The organism is Streptomyces sp. NPDC052773 (assembly GCF_044547145.1).
GTDB lineage: Bacteria > Actinomycetota > Actinomycetes > Streptomycetales > Streptomycetaceae > Streptomyces.
The window spans coordinates 679,491-700,989 of the sequence record NZ_JBITZX010000001.1 but is presented as its reverse complement, the minus strand read 5'-3'; the positions used below and the strand labels follow the sequence as shown (position 1 = coordinate 700,989).

The window sequence follows — 21,499 nt, the reverse complement described above, 5'->3', positions numbered from 1 at the left end:
CGGCAACAATGGAGTTCACCGAGGTCACACGTCACACACACGGGGGAGCGAGCGAACGCATGGACGGTCTGGTGGAGTTCACGACCGAGGAGGGCGCGCTGGTCGTCGTGGAGGGCGTCGACGACGAGTACGGCGCCCGGCTGGTCGCGCGCGGCGACGGTCCCGCACGGGCGGCGCGCACCTTCGAGGGCGCGCTCGGCGGGGTGCGCGCGGCGGCGGAGTCCGCGCTGCGGGTGTTCCGGGACGGCACGCTCCGGCCGGACGCGGTGGAGCTGGAGTTCGGCGTGAAGCTCAGCGCGGAGTCCGGGGCGGTGATCGCCAAGGGGGCCGCGGAGGGTCATCTGATCGTCCGGCTGAGCTGGACGCCGGACCGGGCCGCCGGACGCCCGTGAGCGGGTCCGCCTGGCACGCCCGGATCGTGTGCGGGAAGGAGGTCGGCGCGGGCTTCCTGGTCTCCGCGCGCCGGGTGCTCACCTGCGCGCACGTCGTACGGTTCGGCGACACCGCGGAGATCGCCGTCACCTTCCCGGGCCGGCGCGACCTGGGCACCGTCCCGGCCTCCGTGGCCGTGCACGGCGGCTGGCGCGGCGGCGTCACCGACCCCGGCGACCTCGCCGTGCTGGAGCTGGCCCGGGACGTGCCGGTCGCCCCGGCCGAGTTCGCCCCGCCCGGCGCCGAGCGGGACGGCCACCGGCTGGTGGCGTACGGCTTCCCGAAGGGCTACGACGAGGGCATGCTCGCCGAGTACCGGGCGCTGCCCGGGCCGCTGATCTCCGGGGAGTGGGTGCAGCTGGAGGCCCTGACCGGGCACGGGCAGCCGCTGGCCGCCGGGTTCAGCGGGGCAGCGGCGACCCTGGCCGACGGCACCGTGGTCGGCATGGTCTCGGCGATCGCCGGCGACCGGGGCGTACGGGTGGGCCGGATGCTGCCCACCGAGGTCATGGCCCGCTACTGGGACGAGCTGGGCGAGCTGGTGCCCACGCCCGGGCATCACGCGGACGCCCGGCGCAGGCTGTACACACTGGTCCGGCAGGTCGGGGCGGCCGGGCTGCCGTGCGACCCCGACCGGCTGTACGTCGACGCGGTCGGCCCGTTCGGACCGCCGCTGCCGGAGGGCGGCTTCGACTCGCCGGCGCGGGCGGCGGCGTATGTGCAGTGGGAGGTGCCGGACCCGGAGGCGGTGACGGTGTTCGCGGACCGGCTGGCGGAACTGCTGGCCACGCGGACCGAACGGACCGACGGGACCGAGGGAGCCGGACGGACCGATTTGGCCGAGGGGGCCGAACGGACCGAGGGGGCCGAACGGACCGAGGGGGCCGAGGGGGCCGAGCCGTCGTCGGCGCCGGACTCGGCCCCGGACCCGGTCCCGGACCCGGTCCCGTTCCCGTTCCCGGGCGCGGCGGACACGCCCGCCGCCTGGTCGCCCATCGTCGTGGAGATCGAGCACAGCGGCGCGGGCGCCGACCAGGTCACCGTCGAGGTGTCCGCGTACCGCGACGGCCACCGCCGCCCCGTCGGGGCGCGCCGCCTGCCGCGCACCGGGGTGCGGGCCTTCGTGCAGGAGCGCATCGACGAGGCGTTCACCCAGCTCGCCCCGGACGCCGAGGAGCTGATCACCTTCGTCCTGCCGAGGGAGTGGCTCAACGAGCCGGTGGCCCGCTGGGAGTGCAGCCCCGACGACCCGACCCCGCTGGGCTGCGCCTATCCCCTCGTCGTCGCCGACCGCGCCCGGCACCGCAGCGGCCGGCTGCGCCACCAGCTCGCCAAGAGGTGGCAGAAGCTCGACGCGCGCGACGGCAGCGCCCCGCACCGGGTCGACTGCGCCACCGCGGAACGCCCGCCGAGCCTGCGCAAGCGGCTGCGCGACCACGAGGCCGGGGTGGCCGCCTACGCCGCCCCGCCCACCGCCGTACGGCAGCACTTCGAGGCCGGACTCAACCTGCCCGTGCCCGTCCTGCTGTGGCCGCGCGCCGGCTGCCCCGGCATGGAACACGACGGCCCGTGCGGGGGCGACGCCTTCCTCGACGAGCTGACCGCGTCCGTCACCGACGTGCCGCCCGGCGACCTGCCCCGGTATGTCCGCACCCTGCGCGAGACCGCGGAGGCCGCCGACGAACCCGACCGGCACTGGGCCCACGGCCTCCAGCTGCTGTGGGACGACCCGCGCTGCTTCCCCGAGCCGGCGGCCTGCCTGCACTCGCCCGTGGAACCCGCCGCGTCCATCGCCTGAACCCCCGCCTCACGAGAAGGACCCGTCATGCCCCTGTGGCCCGTCTACACCGGCACCAACGAGCCGCACGACGGCATCCTCAGGCTGCCCCCGCCGCCGCCGTGGCGGCACTTCGACGGCGGCCCGGTGCTCGACCCGCCGTCCGACGCCGACGACGCCTCCGCCGGCTCACCCGACCGCACCCACCGCGCGGAGACCTACCAGGCCACCCCCGAGACCGTGCAGCTGGTCAACGCCGCCCTCTATCTGCGCCGCCCGCTGCTGGTCACCGGCCCGCCCGGCACCGGCAAGTCCTCCCTGGTGTACGCGGTGGCGCGCGAACTGCGGCTCGGCCCGGTGCTGCGCTGGAACATCACCAGCCGCAGCACCCTGCACGACGGGCTCTACCAGTACGACCCGCTGTCCCGCCTGTACGCGGCCCGGCAGAACCTCGACGGCGGCCCCGGCGAGTCCGGCATCGAGAACCACCTGCGCCTCGGCCCCCTGGGCACCGCGCTCCTCCCCCACACCCGCCCCCGCGCCCTGCTGATCGACGAGATCGACAAGAGCGACCTGGACCTGCCCAACGACCTGCTGAACGTGCTGGAGGAAGGCCAGTACGAGATCCCCGAGCTGGTGCGCGCCGCCCGCCGCACTCCGGTCGCGGAGGTACTGGCGGACGGCACCGACGCGCGCGTGCCCGTCACCCGGGGCCGGGTCCGCTGCCGGGCCTTCCCGTTCGTCGTCCTCACCAGCAACGGCGAACGCGAGTTCCCGCCCGCGTTCCTGCGCCGCTGCGTCACCCTGCGGCTGCGCCAGCCCGACGACCGGCACCTCGCCGACATCGTCCGCGCGCACCTGGGCGAGCCGGACGACCACGCGCAGCGGCTGATCGAGCGGTTCCTGTCCCGGGTGGGCGGCGGCGAACTGGCCACCGACCAGCTCCTGAACGCGATCTACCTGGCCCGCGCCTCCGACCTGGGCGCCGAGTCCCTGGACGAACTGGCCGAACAGCTCATGCCGTACCTCGGCCGGAGCCCCCAGCCCGATGCCTTCTGAGCACCCTTCGGCGGACGCCCTCGCCCGCCTGGCCGACCTGCTGGCCGAGGCGTCCTCCGGCGACCGCCCCAGCCCGCGCGAACTGGCGGAACTGCTGTGGCTGGCCGGGCACATGGAGGCACCGCCGGAGCCGGAAGGCGAACCGGGAGCGGGCGCGGGAACGGGGGCCGGGCAGCGGGCCGAGGACCGGACGCCGATCGCGGAGCGGCCCGTACCCCCGCCGCCCGGGGACGACACACCACCGCCCGCACCCGGGGAGCGGCGGCCGGAACCCCCGAGGGCCCGACTCCACCTCCCGGCCCCCGGGGGGACGGTGACGACCACCCGGCACGCCTCACTCCTCGCCCCGGCGCCCCCGATGCTGCGCCACCCGCTCGCCCTGCAACGCGCCCTGCGGCCCCTCAAGCGCCGTACCGAAGCGCCCCTCGGCCACGAGCTGGACGAGCGGGCCACCGCCGAGCGCATCGCCCGCCTCGGCGGCGCCCCCGACGCGTGGCTGCCGGTCATGCGCCCGGCCCGGGAGCGCTGGCTGTCGCTGCGGCTCGTCCACGACACGGGCCCCACCATGCCGGTCTGGTGGCCCCTGGTCCGCGAGCTGTACGCCGTCCTCGCCCAGTCCGGCGTCTTCCGCACCGTCACCCTGCACCCCGCCGCCCCCGACGGCACGGTGCCCGCCCAGGCCGCGCACACCCCCGCCGACGGACGCACCGTCGTCCTCCTCGTCAGCGACTGCATGGGCCCGCAGTGGCGCAAGGGCCCGGCGGCCGACCGCTGGTACGCCACCCTGCGCCGCTGGGCGCACCGGATGCCGCTCGCGGTCGTCCAGCCGCTCCCGGAACACCTGTGGCGGGACACGGCGCTCCCGACGACCCCGGGCCGGCTGTCGGCGCCCGGCCCGGCGGCCCCGACGGCGACGCTGCGGTTCACCCCGTACGACGACGCGGAGGAGGCCCCGGCCGAGGGCACCCTCTTCCTCCCGGTCCTGGAAGCGGACCCGCACTGGCTGGCCAACTGGGCGGGGCTGACGGCGAGTTCCGGGGGCACCCGCCACCCGGCCGCGGTGGCCCGCCTCGACAGCGCCCCGGCCGCCCCGGACGACCGTACGGACCTCGCCCTCCTCACCCCCGAGGAACTGGTCCTGCGCTTTCGCGCGACGGCCTCCCCGGAGGCGTTCCGCCTGGCCGGCCATCTGGCCCTCGGCCGCCCCGACCTGCCGGTGATGCGGCTGGTCCAGGCGGCCGTGGAGCCCGACCCGCGCCCGCGGCACCTGGCCGAAATCATCCTCAGCGGCATGCTGACGGCCGTACCGGGCTCACCGGGTTCGTACGCCTTCCGCCCCGGCGTCCGTGAACTGCTGCTCCGCGGCCTCCCCCGCACGGCCCGCGCCCACACCACCGAACTCCTCGAACAGGTCGGCGCCCTGATCGACACCCGCGCGGGCCGGGCCCCCGGCGAGTTCCTGGCGTCCACCCCGGCGGAGGGCGGCACGGCGTCCACTGGGGTGGAGGCCGAGGCGTTCGCGACCGTCAGCGAGGAGAGCGTGCGGCGGCTGACGGGGGGCGGGGTGCCCGTCCCACCGGGGCTGAAGCGGCGCTACCGGCTGCTGCGACGGCTGCTCAATCCACCCGCGAGGATGTGGCGGGCGAAGGACACCGAAACCAACCGGACCGTGGTCGTCCGGCTGCACCGCCCGGTCACCGATGCGGCGCGGCGGGAGGCGTTCCTGCGGGACGCGGAGTCGCTCCGCGAGATCCGCCATCCGCATGTGGTGCGCGTGCACGACTTCGGCATCGAGGACGACATCCCGTACGTCGTCATGGAGGACCTGAACGGCATCCCGCTGAACTGCCTGGCGGCGCCGTACGGGTACCGGCTCCCGATGCCGTTGCGCGGGCGGATCGACGCCCAGCTCGCCCAGGCCCTCACGGCCGTGCACCGCGCGGGCCTCGTCCACGGCGGCATCGGCATGTCACGGGTCGTGGTGCTGCCCGACGGCACGGTCAAGCTCAGCCTCTTCGAGCTGGGAAAGGCCTCCGGCGACGCGGGACGATCGGCGGATCTGCGGGCGCTGTCCGACATGCTGGGGCAGCTGGCGTCGGGGACGAACGGCCCGGCACAGGCGTACGACCGGCGCTTCTACCACGTCCTGGGCCCCTTGCGCGTGGAACTCCCCGACGGTGGTCCCGAGCTCCCGCGCGACGCCCGCGCCCTGCTCGCCATGCTCCTGCTCAAGCACGGCCGCGCGGTCACCCACGACGAGCTGCGGGCGGGCCTGTGGGCGCGCCGCGACGAGCCGAGGGACGCCATGGCCGCCCTCGGCAGGGCGGCGTCCCGGCTGCGCACCCTCCTCGGCCCCGACGCCGCGCTCGCCACCCTCCCCGACGGCTACGCCCTGCACACCAGCGCCGACCACGTCGACCTCGTCGAGTGCGAGCGCCTGGTCGCGCGGGCCGACGGGCAGGACGCCCGGCAGGCACGCGACCTCTACGACCAGGCCCTCGCCCTCTGGGGCACGGAGGACCCCCTCTCCAACGTCCCCGGCCCCGCCGCCCAGACCGCCCGCACCCGCCTCCTCCAGCTCCGCCTCACCCTGAGCCGCAGACGCGCCGAGCTGGATCTGGACCTCGGGGAGGTGGACCGCGCGGCGGACGACCTCGCCGGGCTGGTCCGCGCGCACCCCTCCCGGGAGGACTTCCGCCGCCTGTATCTGATCGCCCTGCGCCGGCAGGGGCGGCTGGAGGAGGCCCTGGAGGTCTTCGAGGAGTACGAACTCTCCGGCGGCCGCAGCCCCGAGCTGCTGGCGCTGGGCCGGGAACTGCGCGAGGAGTACGGCGGACCGCCCGACGAGGACGGCGTGGCGGTGCTCGACGACGACGCCCGCACCGAGCCGGACGACCTGCCGGCGGGCTCCTTCCCCACGGAGGAGGACCTGCCGTCGCTGCTGGCCCAGGACGAGGAGTCCCGGGACGACCGGCCACTGCCACGGGACGAGGTACCGGAGAGCCTGTTCCCGGACGCGGCCCCCGCGCCGCCCCGCCGCTCCGGCTCCTCCGCCGTCCGGGCGCTGCGCGCGGCGCGGGCGGTGATCTTCGGGTTCGACGGCACGCTGACGCGGCTCTACACGGAGGACAGCCGTTCCGAGACCCTGCGGGACCTCGCCCGGCTGCTGGCCGAGGAGAGGAGCCCGGACGACGCGCTCGCCGGGCACCCCCTGCTGCCGCCGGAGGTCCAGGTCGCTCCGCAGGGGTACCGCCTGCATCCCCTGGACCTCCTGCGGGCCTTCAGGGACAGCCCGCAGGCGCACGCGCTGCACAACCGTCTGACCGCGGCCGAGCGCGTGGCGGCCCGCGCCGCGATGCCCTCCCCCAACGCCGACCTCCTCGTCCGCACGCTCGCCGGCAAGGGCAGGAGGCTGGCCGTGGTCACCGACACGGCACCGCGGGTCGCGGCGGACCACCTGGAACGCCACGGCCTGCTGGACTGCTTCGACGGTGGCGTGCACGGGCGTGACAGCGGCCGTACCCCGCTGCCGCCCGACCCGGACACCGTCAGGCGGGCCATCGCCGGGCTCGGTGTGCCGCCCGCCGCGTGCCTGGTGATCGGTACGACGGCCGCCGAGGAGGAGGCGGCCCGCGCGGCGGGCGCCTCTTACCTGCCCAGAGCGTTGCGCCCCCTCCTCCACGCCGCCCGCGAGCTGTAGACACCCCCCGAATCCCCCGTTCAGCCGCTCCCCTCCCGGCCCCCCACAAAAGGCGCCCCCTCCCCCGCGCCCGCACGATGCGAACAGAGGCCGCCGTCCGGTGGCCACGGTCTGTGCTCTCGGGAGGACCTGCCATGACCGCCAGTCTGGAGCAGCTGCGCCGCTGCCACTTCGCCGTCGATCTGGGCGCGGCGAGGACGCGGGTGTATGTCAAGGGCGCCGGGCTGGTCGTCGATCAGCCGTCCGTTGCCGCCGTGAACACCAAGACCGGCGCGCTGATCGCGGTCGGCGAGTTCGCGGAGAAGATGACGGGCCGTACCCCGGGCTACATCCGCGTCGTACGGCCGGTCTCCGGCGGCACGGTCGTGGACATCGAGATGGCGCAGCGGATGCTCCGTCACCTCCTCGGTGACAAGATCCGCCGCAGTCTGCGCCGCAAGCCCCGGCTGCGTGCCGCCGCCTGCACCCCGCACGACGCGGACCCGCTGGCGCAGCGGGCGACCATCGAGACCCTGGTGGGTCTCGGCGCCCGCCGGGTCGAACTCGTCGACACGCTGATCGCCGCCGCCGTCGGCTGCGGGCTGCCCGTGGATCAGCCGGAGGCGACGATGGTGCTGGTCTGCGGTGCGGCGGCCACGCAGGTCGCGGTGCTGTCGCTCGGGTCGATCGTGACCGCGGAGCGCATTCCGGTCGGCGGGGAGGCCGTCGACCACGCGATCGTGCAGCATCTGCGCCACGAGCACGAGTTGATGCTGCCGAGCCAGTCCGTACGGCCGTTGCAGATCGCGCTGTCGGGCAACGGGCTCACCCCGCAGGGGCCCACCTCGACGGAGATCCACGGGCGGGACGTCGCCACGGGCCTCGCCCGGTCCGTGCAGGTGGACACGGCCGCCGTCCGGGACGCCATCCAGACGCCGCTCACCGCGGTGCTCGACGGGATCGGCAAGGTGCTGCGGGACTGCCCGCCGGACCTGGTCGCCGACCTCGCCGACCGGGGGATCATGATGGTCGGCGGCAGCGCGCTGCTGCCGGGCCTGGACCAGATGCTGCGGCAGGCGACCGGTATGCCGGTGCACATCGCCGAGCGGCCCGACGTGTGCGCGGTGCAGGGGCTGGGCGCGATGCTGGAGGGCAAGATCGAGCCGCTGGTGCTGGACCCGCTGTCGACCTGAGCGTCCGGGCCCGCCGCGGCCCGGCCGGCCGGCGGATCAGAGCGCGAACCAGCAGCGCACCGTCGTCCCCTCGTCCCCGGTGTGCAGCCGCACCAGGTCGGCGACGAGGTTCACCAGCAGCAGCCCGCGCCCGCCGCGCTGCTCCTGCGGGGCGGGCCGGCGTCCGGCGAGCGGGTCCCCGAGCCGCCCCTTGTCGCGCACCTCGCACACCACGTACCGGTCCTCGGCCCACACCCGCACGGTGCCGGTGCCGCCGCCGTGCACGACGCTGTTGGTGGTCAGCTCGGCGGTGACGAGGGCGAGGTCGGCGAGGCGCAGCCCGGTGAGGCCGAGGCGTTCGGCCGCGGCGGTGACGGTGTGCCGGGCGTCGGGCAGCGTCTCGGAGTCGAACGCGAAGGCCAGGGCGTCGGCGACGACGGGCAGCGGCCGGTTGTAACGGGCGACGATCCCGTCGGGGTCGTAGGCGTCGCTGATCTGCTCCGCCGTCACCGCGCCGGTGTCGGCGTGGACGACGGTCGGGTGGGTGGCGTAGGCGTCGGCGAGGACGTCGGCGTCGAGGCGGGTGAGGTCGTACGGGCACAGGATGGTGACCGGGCGGCCGGTGAACGCGGCGTTGATCAGTGCCTCGTGCTGGACGCAGGCCGGGTACTCGGTGTCGCTGCGGCCCGCCCAGATGGGTTCGCCGATGATCCGCACGCGGCGGCCGGGCGGCTGGGCGTCGGCGAAGGCGCGCAGCACGCCGGGGATGATCCGGCCCGGGTTGCGGCCGGCCTCGCGCATGTCCAGCAGCCGTACCTCGGAGGCGGCGTCGCCGAGCCCGTCGCGCACCAGCTCCAGCCGTTCCCCGGGCACGGCCACGGCGACGGGTTCCCCGGCGGTGAGGCCGTCGAGGATGAAGGGGACGGTTCCGGCCAGGTATTCACGGTCGTCGCGATAGAAGAGCGCGGGGTGGACGAACGGGTCGCCGGTGGCGTCCGCGGCGCGGGCAGCCAGGGCATCGGCACTCATGACATCGACACCTCTATCGCCGGCAGGTCGGGCCAGAACAGTTCCAGGGTGCGGCACAGCGCGGCCGGCGGCCTGTGCAACACGAGACGCCGCCCCCCGGGCAACCGCCGGGCGGCGGCCACGAGCGCACCTGCGCCCGCCACATCGACGAACGTTACGGCGGACAGTTCCAGATGGCACACCCCCTCGCCGTCCCGGACGATCCGTTCCAGCGTGCGCTCCCAGACGGGGTACGTGGCCAGGCCGACCTCCCCGGCCGCCCGTACCCCGCGCCCCTCGGCCAGCGGGTACACCGTCAGCTGCACACCTGTCTCCGCACTCCGTCCCGGACGTCAACGCACGTACCCGCGGTCAGCAAAGGTCATGCCGGGTTCGACGTCACTTCAGTGGGTGTACCACGCCGCGCACCGGGAAGGCGCACGGTGTCGCCAAAAGAGGCGAAAGACACGCCGACGGTTGAGGACGGCCCCGCCGAACGGACGAGAACGGTTGAGTCGAGGACGGTTGTGAGGACTGCCGAGTCGAACCCGCTGATCATCGAGTGCCGTACGGACGACACCGGCCGGGCACTGCTCGCCGCGCGCGGTGAACTCGTCCACGGCTGTACCGCCATCCTGGCCCGGGCCCTGGCCGAGCTGCCCGCCGGCACCCGCCGGGTCGAGGTGGACATGTCCGGGGTGGACTTCATGGACACGGCCGGGCGCCGCTTCCTGGACCTGCTGCGCGACTACGGCGAACGTCACATGATCCCCGTGGCCGCGGTCAACTGGCGTGGCCAGCCACGGGACTTCTGGGAGCTGTGCCGTGAGGTGGAGCAGCTGCGCCGGGCGATGGCGACCCGCCCGGTCATCGACCAGGCCCGCGGCATCCTGATGGCCACCCAGGCCTGCACCTCCGAGCAGGCCTGGAACATCCTCCGCGAGGCCTCCCAGCTCTCCAACACCAAGCTGCGCACGGTGGCCGCGACGGTCACCGCCAGCGCGGAGAACGCCTCGTCGCCCGTCCCGGAGCCCGTGCACCAGGCTCTGCGCACGGCCATCGCCCGGGTTCGCGGCTGACCGGAGCGCGGTCGCCCGCCTCCGGTCAGGGGGCCGGGTGTGTCGCGTCCTCCGGGGAGCGGCGGCGGGTGAGCGCCGCGATCTCCAGGAGGAGGGCTCCCGTCAGGGACAGGGAGGCGCAGGCCACGCCCGGGAGCGGGGTCAGGGTGAGCAGGAGGCCGCAGCCGATCAGGCCCGCGAGGTGGAGGACGGCGGCGCGGGGCAGGGTGCGGGTGTCGGCGCCGGCGATGACGAGGGCGCGCAGCCGGCCGCGTACCGCCCACAGCGCCGGTACGAGCGCGAGGACGGCGATCCAGCGCAGACCGAGATCGGCGGGGCCGTCGGGGACGTTGCTGAAGTCCACGACGTACCAGCGGGCCACGGGTGTCAGGGCCACCAGGGCGGACAGCGCGAGCAGGGTGGCGGTCAGCAGGGCGGTGAAGCGGAGCAGGTCGCGCGGGCGGCCCGAGCGGCGCAGGAACGCGGCGCCGACGGTGTCCAGGTCGGAGAGCGGGACCATGCCGAGGGAGACCAGCCCGTAGAGCACCGGCCAGACGGTCAGCGAGTCCTCGGCGGACGCCGAGCGGGTCAGGACGACCGTGGTGATCAGCGAGGGGCTCATGTTGAGCAGCACGGTGGAGGTGATCCGGGCGTGCTGGACGGCGAGCCGGCGGCCGGCGCCGGCCGGTGCGGGCGGCAGCGCGCGGGCCGCCACGGACAGGTACGCCGTCTCCGCCCAGGCGCCCGCCGACAGGGCGATGCCGCCCGTGGCCGCGGCGGGCAGGTCCGTCTGCCAGGCGGCGAGCGCGATCAGGGTCGTCGCCGCGATGCGGATGCCGGTCGCGACGGCGATGGGACGGGTGGTGTCGGCGGCGATCAGCCGGCCGTGCAGATACCGGCGCAGCGCGACCGCGAGCGGCGCGGTCGCGAACGACAGCAGGCAGGTGCGGAAGGCGTCGTGCAGGTTCGCGGGCAGCCCGAGCAGTCCGGGGAAGCCCGTGGCGACACCGGGCAGGGCCGCCGGCACCAGCAGCGCCGCGCAGCCCGCCAGGCCGGTGCCCAGGGCCCAGCGCAGCAGCCTGCGTGAGCCCTGCCCGGCGAGTTCCGCCACGATCAGCGGCGCCAGGGCCAGCGCCGGGGAGTTGACGACGAACAGCACGGACAGTCCCGCGCCGAGCGCCGCCAGCGCGCTCGCCCCGTCGGCCATCCGGGCCGTGATCGCCGCGACCAGGGGGATCTCCCAGGCCAGCATGGAGGAGCCGAGCGCGGTCGGGACCCAGGAGCGGGCCAGCCGCCGCACTCCGGCCCACTGAGTGGCGGGCGGCGCGTTGTCGTGGGTCGCGGTCACCGGGGCGGTCGTCCCTCCCGGCACGGGCAGTCGTCCCGGAACGCGAACGGGGTGAAGTCGAAGGTCAGGGTCTCCGCGTTGACGTAGAGGCTCTGGCCCGCGGTGCGGGAGGTGTCCTTCGCGCCGGACACCAGGCCGATGACCTCGTTGACCGCGATTCCGGCGACCATCGACACCAGCGTGCCGGTGAGGCTGCCGGACTTCTCCGGCCGCAGCACGTCCAGGTCGCGGATCCCGACGCACTCCATGCAGGGGGTGCGCCCCGGGATCATCGTGGGGCCGACCCGCGCGCCCTTGTTGGTGATGCCGATCTGCCCGAACGGCACCCCGGTGCGCAGGCTGGCCTCGTTGGACCAGCGGATCGCCTTGTTGCGGGGGCGGTCGTAGGCGTTGAAGAAGAAGTCGGCGCCGTCGACGAGTTTGACGATGTCGTCGGCGGACTCGATGCGGGTGTGGTGGGCGATGAACCGGGAGCGGGAGCTCTGCAGGGCGAGGTGGCGTTCGAGCGCGTCCAGCTTCGGCACGCCGACGTCCTGCTCGTCGAAGGTGGGGTGGGTGGGCAGGTTCTCCTCGGCGAAGGTGTCGAAGTCGACCGCCTCCAGGGTGCCGATGCCCGCCGCGTTGAGCAGCCGCAGCAGGGTGGTGCCGCCCGCCCCGGTGCCGATGATCACGACCCGGGCCTCGCGCAGCCGGCGCATGCCCTCGTAGCCGTTCCAGCCGTCCCGGTCGTACAGCCGCAGGTGGTTGATCTGGCGGCTGAAGCGCCGCAGGTCGTCCGGGTCGAGCGGTGGGGTGACGGCGGCGTCGTCGAGGACGCCCTGGGAGTCGAGGACGGCCAGCCAGTCCTCGGACTCGGGGTAGCGTTCGCGCAGTTCCTCACGGGTGCGGGTCCCGTCGAGGTCCAGCACGAAGGAGACCATCTCCTCGGTCGGGTCCATGATCCGGAACTTCTCCGGTCCGATCCCTATGTACAGGTGGGGTTCCCCCGCGACGTGGTAGATCCGCAGGAACTCCTTGACCCTGGGTCGCCGCATCCGGCGTCTCCTGTTCTGGTGGCGGGTGGTCGGGAGCGGGGACGGGTCCGGGCCGCCGCCGTGGCGGGGAGGCGGCCGGCCGCCTCCCCGCCACGGCGGTGCGCTGCGGCCGTCGTCAGATGACGTTGGTGTGCCACTCCTTGACGAGGCCCTCCTCGTGAACACGCTCGATCTTCATGGCGTACCTCCCTCCTGCGTGGTCGTCGGGACGGGATTGCTCGTGCCGGTCCGGCGGGGCACGGCGGCGTGACGTGCCGCCGCCGGCCGGCCCGAACTCTGCGGGGATCAGCCCGGGATGAGCCGCGCGGCGGTGTGCCGGGCCCGCTCGTGGGCGGCGGTCAGGGCCTGGTCGGGGCCGTCGCCGAGGCCCACGCTCCACCGCTCCCGGCCGCCGGCGGCGTAGCGGACGTATGCGGCGGTCTGCGGGCGGGTGCCGGTGGTGCGCGGGCGGGTGTGCGACTCCAGCACGGTCACGTCGGACGCGTCACCGCCCGGCGTGCCGGCGTCCGGGAGCGGGAACAGGTACTCCCGCTCGAACAGCTCCAGCAGCTCCTGCGCGGTGACCTCCCCGCCCAGCTCGTCGGTGCGCCGCTGCACCGCGCGGGAGAACTCGACCTGGAGGCCGCGCGGCAGGTCGAAGCCGTGCGTGCGGTGCAGCACGTAAGCCGGACCGGCCTTCCCGGACTGGGAGTTGACCCGCACCACCGCCTCGTAGGTGCGCCCGACGTCCTTCGGGTCCAGCGGGAGGTACGGCACCTCCCAGGGGTGCTCGTCGACGGGGACGCCCGCGGCCTCGGCGTCCCGGGCGAGGGCGTCCATGCCCTTCTTGATGGCGTCCTGGTGGGTGCCGGAGAACGCGGTGTACACCAGCTCGCCGCCGTAGGGGTGGCGCGGGTGGACCGGCAGCCGGTTGCAGGCCTCGACCTCCCGCTTGACCGCGTCGATGTCGGACAGGTCGATCATCGGGTCGACGCCCTGGGTGAACAGGTTCAGCGCGAGGGTCACCAGGCAGACGTTGCCGGTGCGCTCGCCGTTGCCGAACAGGCAGCCCTCGATCCGGTCGGCGCCCGCCATATAGCCCAGTTCGGCCGCCGCGATGCCGGTGCCGCGGTCGTTGTGCGGGTGCAGCGACAGCACGACCGCGTCCCGGCGGTCCAGGTGCCGGTGCATCCACTCGATGGAGTCCGCGTACACGTTGGGCGTGGACGTCTCCACCGTGGCGGGCAGGTTCATGATGGTCGGCCGGTCGGGGGTGGGCTGCCAGACCTCGTTGACGGAGTTGCAGATCTCCAGCGCGAAGTCGAGTTCGGTGCCGGTGTACGACTCCACCGAGTACTGGAAGGTGAACTCGGTGGACGGTGTCGCCTCGGCCTGCTTCACACACTGCCGCGCGCCCGCCACCGCGAGGTCGCGCACCCCGTCCCGGTCGAGCTGGAAGACGACCCTGCGCTGGAGCGCCGAGGTGGAGTTGTAGAGGTTGATGATGGCGTGCGGGGCGCCCTCCACGGCCTGGAAGGTGCGCTCGATGAAGTCCTCCCGCGACGGGGTGACGACCTGGACGACGACGTCGTCGGGGATCAGGTCCCGCTCGACGAGGGTGCGGGCGAAGTCGAAGTCCGCCTGGCTCGCCGTCGGGTAGCCGATCTCGATCTCCTTGTAGCCGAGGTCCACCAGGAGGCGGAACATGCGCAGTTTGCGTTCCGGGTCCATGGGGTCGGCCAGCGCCTGGTTGCCGTCCCGGAGGTCGACCGAGCACCAGCGGGGTGCCCGGGTGATGACGGTGTCGGGCCAGCTGCGGTCCGGAAGGTCGATCGGCGGGTAGGCCCGGTACCGGTGGACGGGCATACCGCTGGGCCGTTGGATCGCGACGTTCCTCATACCGGGCAACTCACCTTCCGGTCGGCTGCTCATAGGGGGCGTCCTGCGGGGCGCGGCCGGGCGCGGCCCGCTCGGCGAGCGTCACACCGCCCGCCGACCACAGGTGCGCGGGGACCTCGCGGACCAGGACGCGGATCTGCTCGTCCCGCACCTCCAGCGACTCCCGGACCGCCCGGTGCACGGCGGCCATCAGGGCGCGCAGCCGTTCCGCGGAGCGGCCCTCGGCCACGGTGACCTCGATCAGCGGCATGTGCGGCTCCACGGCTGGGGTGAGGGGGCGGAGGGGGAGGGATGGAGGGCACGCCCCGGGCCACCACAGTGGAGCACGCCGGCCGCCGGCCCCGGCAAGGCCTTTCCGCTCAGTGCAAGACCTTCGGCCGCGGGCGGCGCGCGGCTCCTAGGTTCGTGCCGCGTACGGCGCGCGGAACGCCGTGGAGAGCCGAGGAGCGGGAGACATGCGGAAGTTCACCGTGCACCAGGGGACGGCGGTGCCGCTGCGCCGCACCAACGTCGACACCGACCAGATCATCCCGGGCGAGTACTGCAAGCGCGTCGGCCGCACCGGGTACGCCGACGCGCTGTTCGCCGAGTGGCGGGACGACCCGGACTATCTGCTGGCCCGCCCGGAGTACGCGCGCGGGAGCGTGCTGGTCGCGGGGGCGGGTTTCGGTATCGGCTCGTCGCGTGAGCACGCGGTGTGGGCGCTGATGGACCACGGGTTCCGGGCCGTGCTGGCGCCGTCGTTCAGCGACATCTTCTGGGGCAACGCCATCGGCAACGGGCTGCTGCCGGTGCGGCTCGGCCAGGCGGACACCGAGCGGTTCTGGGCGGTCGCGGAGGCGGACCCGGCGACCGTGTTCACCGTCGACCTGGAGCGGTGCCGGGTCGAGGCGGGCGGGGCGGTCGCCGCCTTCGCCCTGGACGACTACAGCCGGTTCCGGCTGCTGAACGGGCTGGACGAGATCGGCGCGACCCTGCTGCACGAGGACCGGATCGGGGCGTTCGAGCGGCGCCGGCCCGCGTGGCTGCCGCGCACCCTGTGAGACGCGGAACCCGCCGCGTGAGCCGTACACCGACCGCACTTCGTTGCCCCGCCGGGGGCGTGCCGCGGGCGGCGGTTCGAGGATCTGCGGGCCATCTCCCCTGCTGCCGAAGGAAGTTCGGCGTCTGTCGACATGGGCCCAACGGATACCTAGCGTCGTGAGCCATGACCGAACCTCATGCTCGCTCCCACTTCACCCGGGGGACCCTGCCCGTGCTGGCCGCGGCCTGCCTGTGGGGCACCGTGGGGCCCGCGCAGGTGTGGGCCGACACCGGCGCCGATCCGGTGTCCCTGGGGGCGTTACGTCTGCTCATCGGCGGCCTGGTGCTGGCGCTGGCCGCCCTGCTGATGACCGGCCGCGGCTCGGGGCTGCGGCTGCTGCTGACCCGGCCGGTGTGGCCGTGGATCGCCCTGGCCGCCCTCGCGACCGCCGTCTACCAGGCCGGGTTCATGTTCGCGGTCGACCGCACGGGCGCCGCGCTGGCCACCGCCGTGGCCCTCGGGGTGGCCCCGGTCGCCACCGGGATCTGCTCGCGCGTGGTCACCGGGGAACGGCTCACCACCGCCTGGGCGGTCGGCACCGCGGCGGCCATCGCCGGCTGTGTCCTGCTGCTGGCCCCGGGCAGCGCCGAAGTGGCGGTCGCCGGTGTGGTGTTCGGCATCGTCTCCGGTGTCTGCTACGGCCTGTACACGGTGGCCGCCAAGCAGCTCTCCGACCGCGGTGCGAACATGCCCGCCGCGGTCGCCGCGACGCTGCTGGCCGGCGGTGTCGTCCTGTTGCCGGCCGTGGTGCGGGACAGCGGGGGGCTGGCCACCGGCTCCGGTTCGCTGCTGCTGCTCTGGCTGGGCGTGGCCGCCACCGCCGTGGCGTACATGCTGTTCGTGGGCGGGCTGCGCCGGGTGACCGCCGGCACGGCCGGCACGCTCAGCCTGGCGGAGCCCCTCGTGGCGGCCGTGCTGGGCCTGCTGGTGCTGGACGAGCGGCTGTCCGCGCTGGCCGAAACGGGAATGGCCCTGCTGCTGGTGGGCCTGGTATCGGTGAGCGTCCCGCCCGGCCTGCTGAACCGGCTGCGACCGCGGACACATCGGTCACCGGCGAGCATTGCCGACATCACCGACCCGACGCGCGCCCCCGTGGACGGTGCGCTGCCCGCCCCGGCCGTCCCCGCCGAACGGCCGTGACGTCTTTCCGTCAGAGTTGAAGACCGCACGGAAGACCGTATGTGTGAATATGCATCGTCGGGCATCCTTTTGCGAGAGGGGTAGATAGCGTCCACAACCCAGGGGGAACCGGATGGAACTGGACGAACTCGACTGCTTGCTGCTCCGCGAGATCCAGCGCGACGGCCGGCAGACCAACCGCGAACTGGCCGCCACCGCCGGGGTCGCCCCGTCCACCTCCCTGGAACGCCTGCGCGCCCTCCAGCGCAAGGGGGTCCTCAAGGGATTCACGGCCGAGGTCGATCTGGAGGCCATCGGCCGCCCGATCCAGGCCCTGATCGCGGTGCGGATACGACCGCCGTCCCGCAAGGTGCTGGAGGGGTTCCGCGAGTGGGTGCGGATGCGCCCCGAGGTGGTGGGCATCTTCGTCACCACCGGCAGCGACGACTTCCTCATCCACATGGCGGTGCCCGACACGGACTACCTGTACGACTTCGTCATCGACCAGCTGACCGAGCGCCGCGAGGTCGCCGACGTGCGCACCTCCATCGTCTACGAACGGCTGGAGACACGCATCCTGCTCCCCCTCGGCGAGGGCAAACCCGAACGCGAACAGCCCGCCCCCCGCCCGGAGCCCCCACCCCGCCCCCCGCACGGCCCCCGCGCGGAACCCCCCACCCGGGGGCGCCGCCGCTAGGGGGTGTCTCGCCGATCATGCCGGGCTCCCGACGGCGGGCGGGTGCCGCGACTTCGCGCGTGACTCCCCTAGCGGGTCCAGCCGCCGCCCGCCAGTGCCTTGTCCAGCGCGACCCGGGCCTGCTGGGCGACCGACGCGCCGTCCATGGCGTCCAGTTCGTCGGACATCACCTCCACGGCGACCGACTCCAGGCGGCGGGAGGGCAGCAGGGCCCGCAGGACGCCGTGGATGTCGGCGGTGCCCTCGCCCGGCAGCAGCCGCAGGTGCCGGGCCTCGTGGCGCGGGTCGGGGTGCGGTTCGGGACGGGTGTCGCAGATCTGCACCGAGAGCACCGCGTCCGGCGCGAGCGCCGCGATGTCCGCGGCGCCCAGCCCGGTGCGATGGCAGTGCCAGGTGTCGATCAGCAGGCCCGCGCTGGGCCGCCCGGCGCGCTCGACGAGGTCCAGGGCCCGCTCCAGCGAGGGGATCGCGCCGTACGGCATGAACTCCAGCGGTACGACGACACCGGCCGCCTCGGCCCGCCGGCACAGCCGGGCGTACTCGGGCGCCAGGTCCACCTCGGCCTCGATGTCGGGCAGGCCCGCGTTGACGCTGCGGGCGCCGAAGACGGCGGCGATGTGGAAGACCAGGTCCTCCTCCCGCCGGGCCGCCTCGTCCGGCCGGCCCCAGGAGCGCAGCAGTTCCACCTCGCTCACCCGCAGTCCGTGGACGGCGAGCAGGTCGCGCATCTCCTCGTCGGTCCAGCCCTGGGAGCGGGCCCGCAGGTAGTCGTCGACCCGCAGGCCGATTCCGTCGAACCCGGCGGCCGCGGCGGCGCGCACCCGGTCGCCGAGTTCACAGGAGCGCAGGGTCATCGCGCTGAGGACGGAACCGGCCCGCGTGCGCCTCGTGGGAGAGGTGGCCGGCACGGGTCAGGCGGCCTTCTGCGCGAGGATCAGCAGACCGTCGGGCATCGCCGGCCGGACCAGCCCCTTCACGGTCAGCCCCGCCTCGGTGAAGGCGCGGGCCCAGCCCTCCTCGTCCAGCAGGTACTGGCCCATCACCGCGTGCACCAGGGCGAACTCGGGTCCGAAGACGTCGTCGGTGGCGGTGGAGCTGGGCGCCGCGGTGACCTCGGCGGCCAGCACGTGCGCCCCGGCCGGGAGGCGGTCGGCGAGCGCGCGCAGGTAGTCCACGAGCGCGTCGAAGCCCTTCTCGTACACCTCGTGCAGGAAGAAGAAGGTGATGGCCAGCTGGACGTCCTCCAGGCCGGGGATGGAGGCGATGTCGCTGCCGTCGGCCTCGATGACGTCGATGACGCCGCTCTTGCCGGCGGCCTCGACCTCGCGCCGCGCCTCGGCCACCGCCTCGGGGCTGATGTCGATGCCCAGCCCCTCGCAGCCGAGCTGGTCGTGCAGGGTGATCAGGAAGTGCGCGTTGCCGCAGCCGATGTCCGCGACCCGGTCGAACTCCAGGCCGCCGAGCAGTTTGACCACCTCGGGCTGCACGTCCTGCTTCCCGAGCAGCGCCGAGCCCACGGCGACCCACTTGCCGTCCCGCAGCACGTCCTCGCGGTAGGTGGCGGTGCCGGTGAGCAGGTCGCCGAAGCGGCGCAGCGGCTCGCTGTAGCCGCCGGCCAGCCACACCAGGTAGCCGCGGTCCTCGTAGAGGCTGCGGCCCAGCTCGGTGAGGTGGTAGCGGTCGCCGTCGGTGCGCAGCACGCCGCGCTGCGACAGATAGCGGAAGACGCCCTCGGACAGGAAGCGGTTGGCTCCGGCCTCCTCGACGGTCAGTCCCTGCTCGGCGAGCCGGGTGAGGGAGCCGGTCATGTCGAGCGCGGCGAAGGTGGAGACCAGCACATGGCCGCGGATCAGGTCGAAGGCGGGGCGTCGTCCGGCGGAAAGCGGGCTGTTCATCGTACGGCCTCCTGGTGTGTCGGTCGCGGCGCTGCCGCGGGGGTGGGTACGGACCGCCGGGCGTCGCCGGTGGCGGCGGGGCCGGGCGGGGCGGCCGGCGGCCGGTGCAGCAGCCGGGTCGCGTTGCGGTGCAGGATCAGGGCGGCGTGGTCGGCCGGCAGGCCCAGGTCGCCGACGGTGCGCAGCGGGGTGGTGTCGCTGAGGTCGAACGGCGAGTCGGTGCCGAGCAGGACGTGCCCAGGGCCCACGTCGGCGACGAGGGAGGTGAGTTGGGGGGTGGAGAAGACGGCGGTGTCGTAGTAGAGGGCGTCCAGGCCGTGGCGGGGTGGCCGCCGGGTGTGGCGGGCGACGGGCTTGGTGTGCCAGCCGAGGTCGAGCCGGCCGCGCAGCGCGGGCAGGCAGCCTCCGCCGTGGGCGAGGCACAGCACGGGCTCGTGGCGTTCGAGGGTGCCGCCGAGCAGCAGCCGGGAGACGGCGAGGGCGGTTTCCATGGGGTAGCCGACGAGTTGGGGCAGCCAGTAGTCGCCCAGCCGGTCGAGGGCGGGCGCGGTGGACGGGTGGAGCAGGGTGAAGACCTTGGTGCGGCCGAGCAGTTCCCACAGCGGGTCGTTGACCGGGTGGTCGCACTCGCGGCCCATGCCGCGGGTGCCGCAGGCCAGTCCGGGCATGTCCAGCTCGCCGAGGCAGCGTTCGGCCTCCGCGGCGGCGGCCCGGGAGCCGATGGGCACGGTGCCGAGCGGGGTGAGCCGGTCGGGGGCCGCGGCGCAGAACGCGGCGAGCGCGTCGTTGCCGGCGGTGACGATCTCCCGGACGAACACCTCGTGCCGGGTGGTGGAGCAGGTCAGGAACGGGGGCAGGGACACCGCCTGCCGGGCCACGCCCTCGCGGTCCATGCGGGCGAGCCGCGCGGTGATGTCGTACTGCTCCGGCGGGCAGGGGATGGGGACGTCGTCCTGACCGAGCCCCGACACCCGGTGGTCGAGGCGGACCACGCCGGAGGGCAGCGCGGACAGGTCGGCGAGGCCCCGGTCGGCGAGGAACCGCAGCACGGGCAGCGGCATGGCGTGGGCGTGTACGTCGTAGGCACGGCCGGCACCGCTCGTGTGCGGCGTCATGTGCGGCCTCCGTGGGTCGCCGGATGCCATTCGGCGACGGCCATGCCGGTGACCCAGGCGTGGATCGGCTCGTACGCCGTCACGGTCACCGGGGCGTCCACGGCGCCGGCCAGCGCGAGCCAGCTGCGGATCTCGTGGGCGCCGTTGCCGGCCTGCTCCAGTTCGGAGTCGGTGAGGCTCAGCACCTCGTCGAGGGCGCCGCGCCGCAGCCGGTCGAGGAACCAGCGGTCGAACTCCTCGTCGATGTCGCCGGTGCGGTCGACGCCGATCCAGTGGGACAGTCCGCCGGCGGCGACCAGGGCGACCCGGTCGACGGCGGTGCAGTTCTCGACGGCCCGGGCGAGCGCGCGCCCGAAGTCGTACCAGGCGGGCAGCGGCATCATCGGCGCGACGGCGCAGTTCTGGAGGACCGGCACGAGCGGCAGATCGCCGTCGGGGGCCAGGGCGTGATAGAGCGTCATGACGCCGTGGTCGAGGTCCAGGCGCTCGGAGAAGGACGTCATCCAGCCGTCGCCGAGCAGTCCGTCGGCGAGCGAGCGGGCCAGCGGGCCGTGGCCGGGGATCTTGCCCCGGGGAATCGGCAGCCAGGGTTCGGCGGGGCCGGTGTGCCGGTCGGCGAGGCCGACGCAGCACTGCGGGAAGTTCTCCAGGAAGAAGTTGGTGAAGTGCTCGTTGGAGAGCATCACCACCGCTTGCGCGCCTGCCTCGCGCACCCGCCGGGCGGCGTCGCCCAGCGCCTCGAGGAACCGTTTCGCCTGGTCGCCGGGCGCGGAGTCGGCGGCGGCCAGCTGCATCGGCGCGTGGGAGGCGGCGAACGCGGCTACGATGCGCGCCATCGCGCCACCCCCTTTCGGGCGGCGGGGCGTCCGGCGGCCAGCAGGCGGCGGTAGTCGGCGCGGGTCATGCCGAGGGCGCGGGCGAACGCGTTGATCAGCACCGGGTGCACGCCCCGGTCGGCCAGTCCGCGCAGGTCCCCGGCGCGCAGCAGCGCGGCGTCGGACTCCGGCAGACCGGCCGGGAGGACGGCCGCCTCGCCGTGGCGCAGCCGGTCGAACACGGCCCGCTGGAGAAGGTAGTTGTCCCGCGTCCGGGGTGCGCGGGCCTCGCTCGGGCCGCTCATCGGGGCACTCATCGGGGCGTTCAT

Annotated in this window: 20 protein-coding genes; 9 read left to right on the top strand and 11 right to left on the bottom strand. The window is 74.4% G+C overall.

Going from position 1 to position 21,499, the window contains the following annotated elements; all coding sequences use genetic code 11:
• Window positions 1–59: 59 nt before the first annotated feature.
• From ACIG0D_RS03275 to ACIG0D_RS03255, 5 genes are all read left to right on the top strand, one after another.
• Complete coding sequence (locus ACIG0D_RS03275; RefSeq protein WP_365763635.1) at window positions 60–392, top strand: CU044_2847 family protein; 333 nt, start codon at window positions 60–62, stop codon at window positions 390–392.
• On the top strand, window positions 389–2,230 hold the full coding sequence (locus ACIG0D_RS03270; protein WP_399795956.1) for a trypsin-like peptidase domain-containing protein: 1,842 nt from the start codon (window positions 389–391) through the stop codon (window positions 2,228–2,230). The genes ACIG0D_RS03275 and ACIG0D_RS03270 overlap by 4 nt, the downstream gene beginning before the upstream one ends.
• 27 nt (window positions 2,231–2,257) lie before the next feature.
• A complete protein-coding gene (locus ACIG0D_RS03265; RefSeq protein WP_399795955.1) occupies window positions 2,258–3,268 on the top strand; it encodes an AAA family ATPase in 1,011 nt (336 codons plus the stop codon).
• A complete protein-coding gene (locus tag ACIG0D_RS03260) occupies window positions 3,258–6,968 on the top strand; it encodes an SAV_2336 N-terminal domain-related protein (RefSeq protein ID WP_399795954.1) in 3,711 nt (1,236 codons plus the stop codon). Before ACIG0D_RS03265 ends, ACIG0D_RS03260 begins: the two co-directional genes overlap by 11 nt.
• A 134-nt stretch (window positions 6,969–7,102) precedes the next feature.
• Window positions 7,103–8,140, top strand: coding sequence for a rod shape-determining protein (locus ACIG0D_RS03255; RefSeq protein ID WP_399795953.1), 1,038 nt, complete (start codon window positions 7,103–7,105; stop codon window positions 8,138–8,140).
• 36 nt (window positions 8,141–8,176) lie between these two features.
• On the opposite strand, the gene ACIG0D_RS03250 is transcribed toward ACIG0D_RS03255, so the two are convergent.
• A complete protein-coding gene (locus ACIG0D_RS03250; RefSeq protein ID WP_399795952.1) occupies window positions 8,177–9,148 on the bottom strand; it encodes an anti-sigma factor RsbA family regulatory protein in 972 nt (323 codons plus the stop codon).
• Window positions 9,145–9,453, bottom strand: coding sequence for an STAS domain-containing protein (locus ACIG0D_RS03245; RefSeq protein ID WP_399795950.1), 309 nt, complete (start codon window positions 9,451–9,453; stop codon window positions 9,145–9,147). Before ACIG0D_RS03245 ends, ACIG0D_RS03250 begins: the two co-directional genes overlap by 4 nt.
• A 201-nt stretch (window positions 9,454–9,654) precedes the next feature.
• Between ACIG0D_RS03245 and ACIG0D_RS03240 the strand changes: the two genes are divergently transcribed.
• A complete protein-coding gene (locus ACIG0D_RS03240) occupies window positions 9,655–10,206 on the top strand; it encodes an ANTAR domain-containing protein (protein WP_399795949.1) in 552 nt (183 codons plus the stop codon).
• Window positions 10,207–10,231: 25 nt separating this feature from the next.
• Here the strand turns inward: ACIG0D_RS03240 and ACIG0D_RS03235 are convergent, their stop codons facing one another.
• The 4 genes from ACIG0D_RS03235 to ACIG0D_RS03220 all read right to left on the bottom strand — a co-directional run bounded on the left by ACIG0D_RS03235 (window position 10,232) and on the right by ACIG0D_RS03220 (window position 14,695).
• Entirely contained in the window at window positions 10,232–11,533 is a 1,302-nt protein-coding gene (locus ACIG0D_RS03235; protein ID WP_399795947.1) for a hypothetical protein, read from the bottom strand.
• Entirely contained in the window at window positions 11,530–12,567 is a 1,038-nt protein-coding gene (locus tag ACIG0D_RS03230; protein WP_399795946.1) for a HesA/MoeB/ThiF family protein, read from the bottom strand. Before ACIG0D_RS03230 ends, ACIG0D_RS03235 begins: the two co-directional genes overlap by 4 nt.
• Before the next feature lie 285 nt (window positions 12,568–12,852).
• Complete coding sequence (gene leuA / locus ACIG0D_RS03225; protein WP_399795945.1) at window positions 12,853–14,445, bottom strand: 2-isopropylmalate synthase; 1,593 nt, start codon at window positions 14,443–14,445, stop codon at window positions 12,853–12,855.
• Between the two features lie 10 nt (window positions 14,446–14,455).
• A complete protein-coding gene (locus ACIG0D_RS03220; RefSeq protein WP_399795944.1) occupies window positions 14,456–14,695 on the bottom strand; it encodes a 4-oxalocrotonate tautomerase family protein in 240 nt (79 codons plus the stop codon).
• A gap of 205 nt (window positions 14,696–14,900) precedes the next feature.
• On the opposite strand from ACIG0D_RS03220, the gene leuD reads away from it, so the two are divergent.
• From leuD to ACIG0D_RS03205, 3 genes are all read left to right on the top strand, one after another.
• Window positions 14,901–15,488, top strand: a complete 588-nt coding sequence (leuD, locus tag ACIG0D_RS03215; protein WP_399795943.1) for a 3-isopropylmalate dehydratase small subunit — start codon at window positions 14,901–14,903, stop codon at window positions 15,486–15,488.
• Between the two features lie 164 nt (window positions 15,489–15,652).
• Window positions 15,653–16,669 (top strand): DMT family transporter, encoded by a 1,017-nt coding sequence (locus tag ACIG0D_RS03210; RefSeq protein WP_399795942.1) that lies wholly within the window; start codon window positions 15,653–15,655, stop codon window positions 16,667–16,669.
• 112 nt (window positions 16,670–16,781) lie between these two features.
• A complete protein-coding gene (locus tag ACIG0D_RS03205) occupies window positions 16,782–17,345 on the top strand; it encodes an Lrp/AsnC family transcriptional regulator (RefSeq protein WP_399795940.1) in 564 nt (187 codons plus the stop codon).
• 68 nt (window positions 17,346–17,413) lie between these two features.
• Here ACIG0D_RS03205 and ACIG0D_RS03200 read toward each other — a convergent pair whose 3' ends face one another.
• Genes ACIG0D_RS03200 through ACIG0D_RS03180 form a run of 5 tightly spaced genes read right to left on the bottom strand, consistent with a single transcriptional unit; the run spans window position 17,414 to window position 21,475 of the window.
• A complete protein-coding gene (locus tag ACIG0D_RS03200) occupies window positions 17,414–18,199 on the bottom strand; it encodes a sugar phosphate isomerase/epimerase family protein (protein WP_399795939.1) in 786 nt (261 codons plus the stop codon).
• A 57-nt stretch (window positions 18,200–18,256) separates the two neighbouring features.
• Window positions 18,257–19,240, bottom strand: a complete 984-nt coding sequence (locus ACIG0D_RS03195; RefSeq protein WP_399795938.1) for an SAM-dependent methyltransferase — start codon at window positions 19,238–19,240, stop codon at window positions 18,257–18,259.
• The gene (locus ACIG0D_RS03190) at window positions 19,237–20,355 is read right to left on the bottom strand and encodes an amidohydrolase family protein (RefSeq protein ID WP_399795936.1); all 1,119 of its coding nucleotides are present in this window, start codon (window positions 20,353–20,355) and stop codon (window positions 19,237–19,239) included. The genes ACIG0D_RS03195 and ACIG0D_RS03190 overlap by 4 nt, the downstream gene beginning before the upstream one ends.
• On the bottom strand, window positions 20,352–21,191 hold the full coding sequence (locus tag ACIG0D_RS03185) for a hypothetical protein (protein ID WP_399795935.1): 840 nt from the start codon (window positions 21,189–21,191) through the stop codon (window positions 20,352–20,354). The genes ACIG0D_RS03190 and ACIG0D_RS03185 overlap by 4 nt, the downstream gene beginning before the upstream one ends.
• The gene (locus ACIG0D_RS03180; RefSeq protein WP_399795934.1) at window positions 21,176–21,475 is read right to left on the bottom strand and encodes a hypothetical protein; all 300 of its coding nucleotides are present in this window, start codon (window positions 21,473–21,475) and stop codon (window positions 21,176–21,178) included. Before ACIG0D_RS03180 ends, ACIG0D_RS03185 begins: the two co-directional genes overlap by 16 nt.
• Window positions 21,476–21,499: the final 24 nt, after the last annotated feature.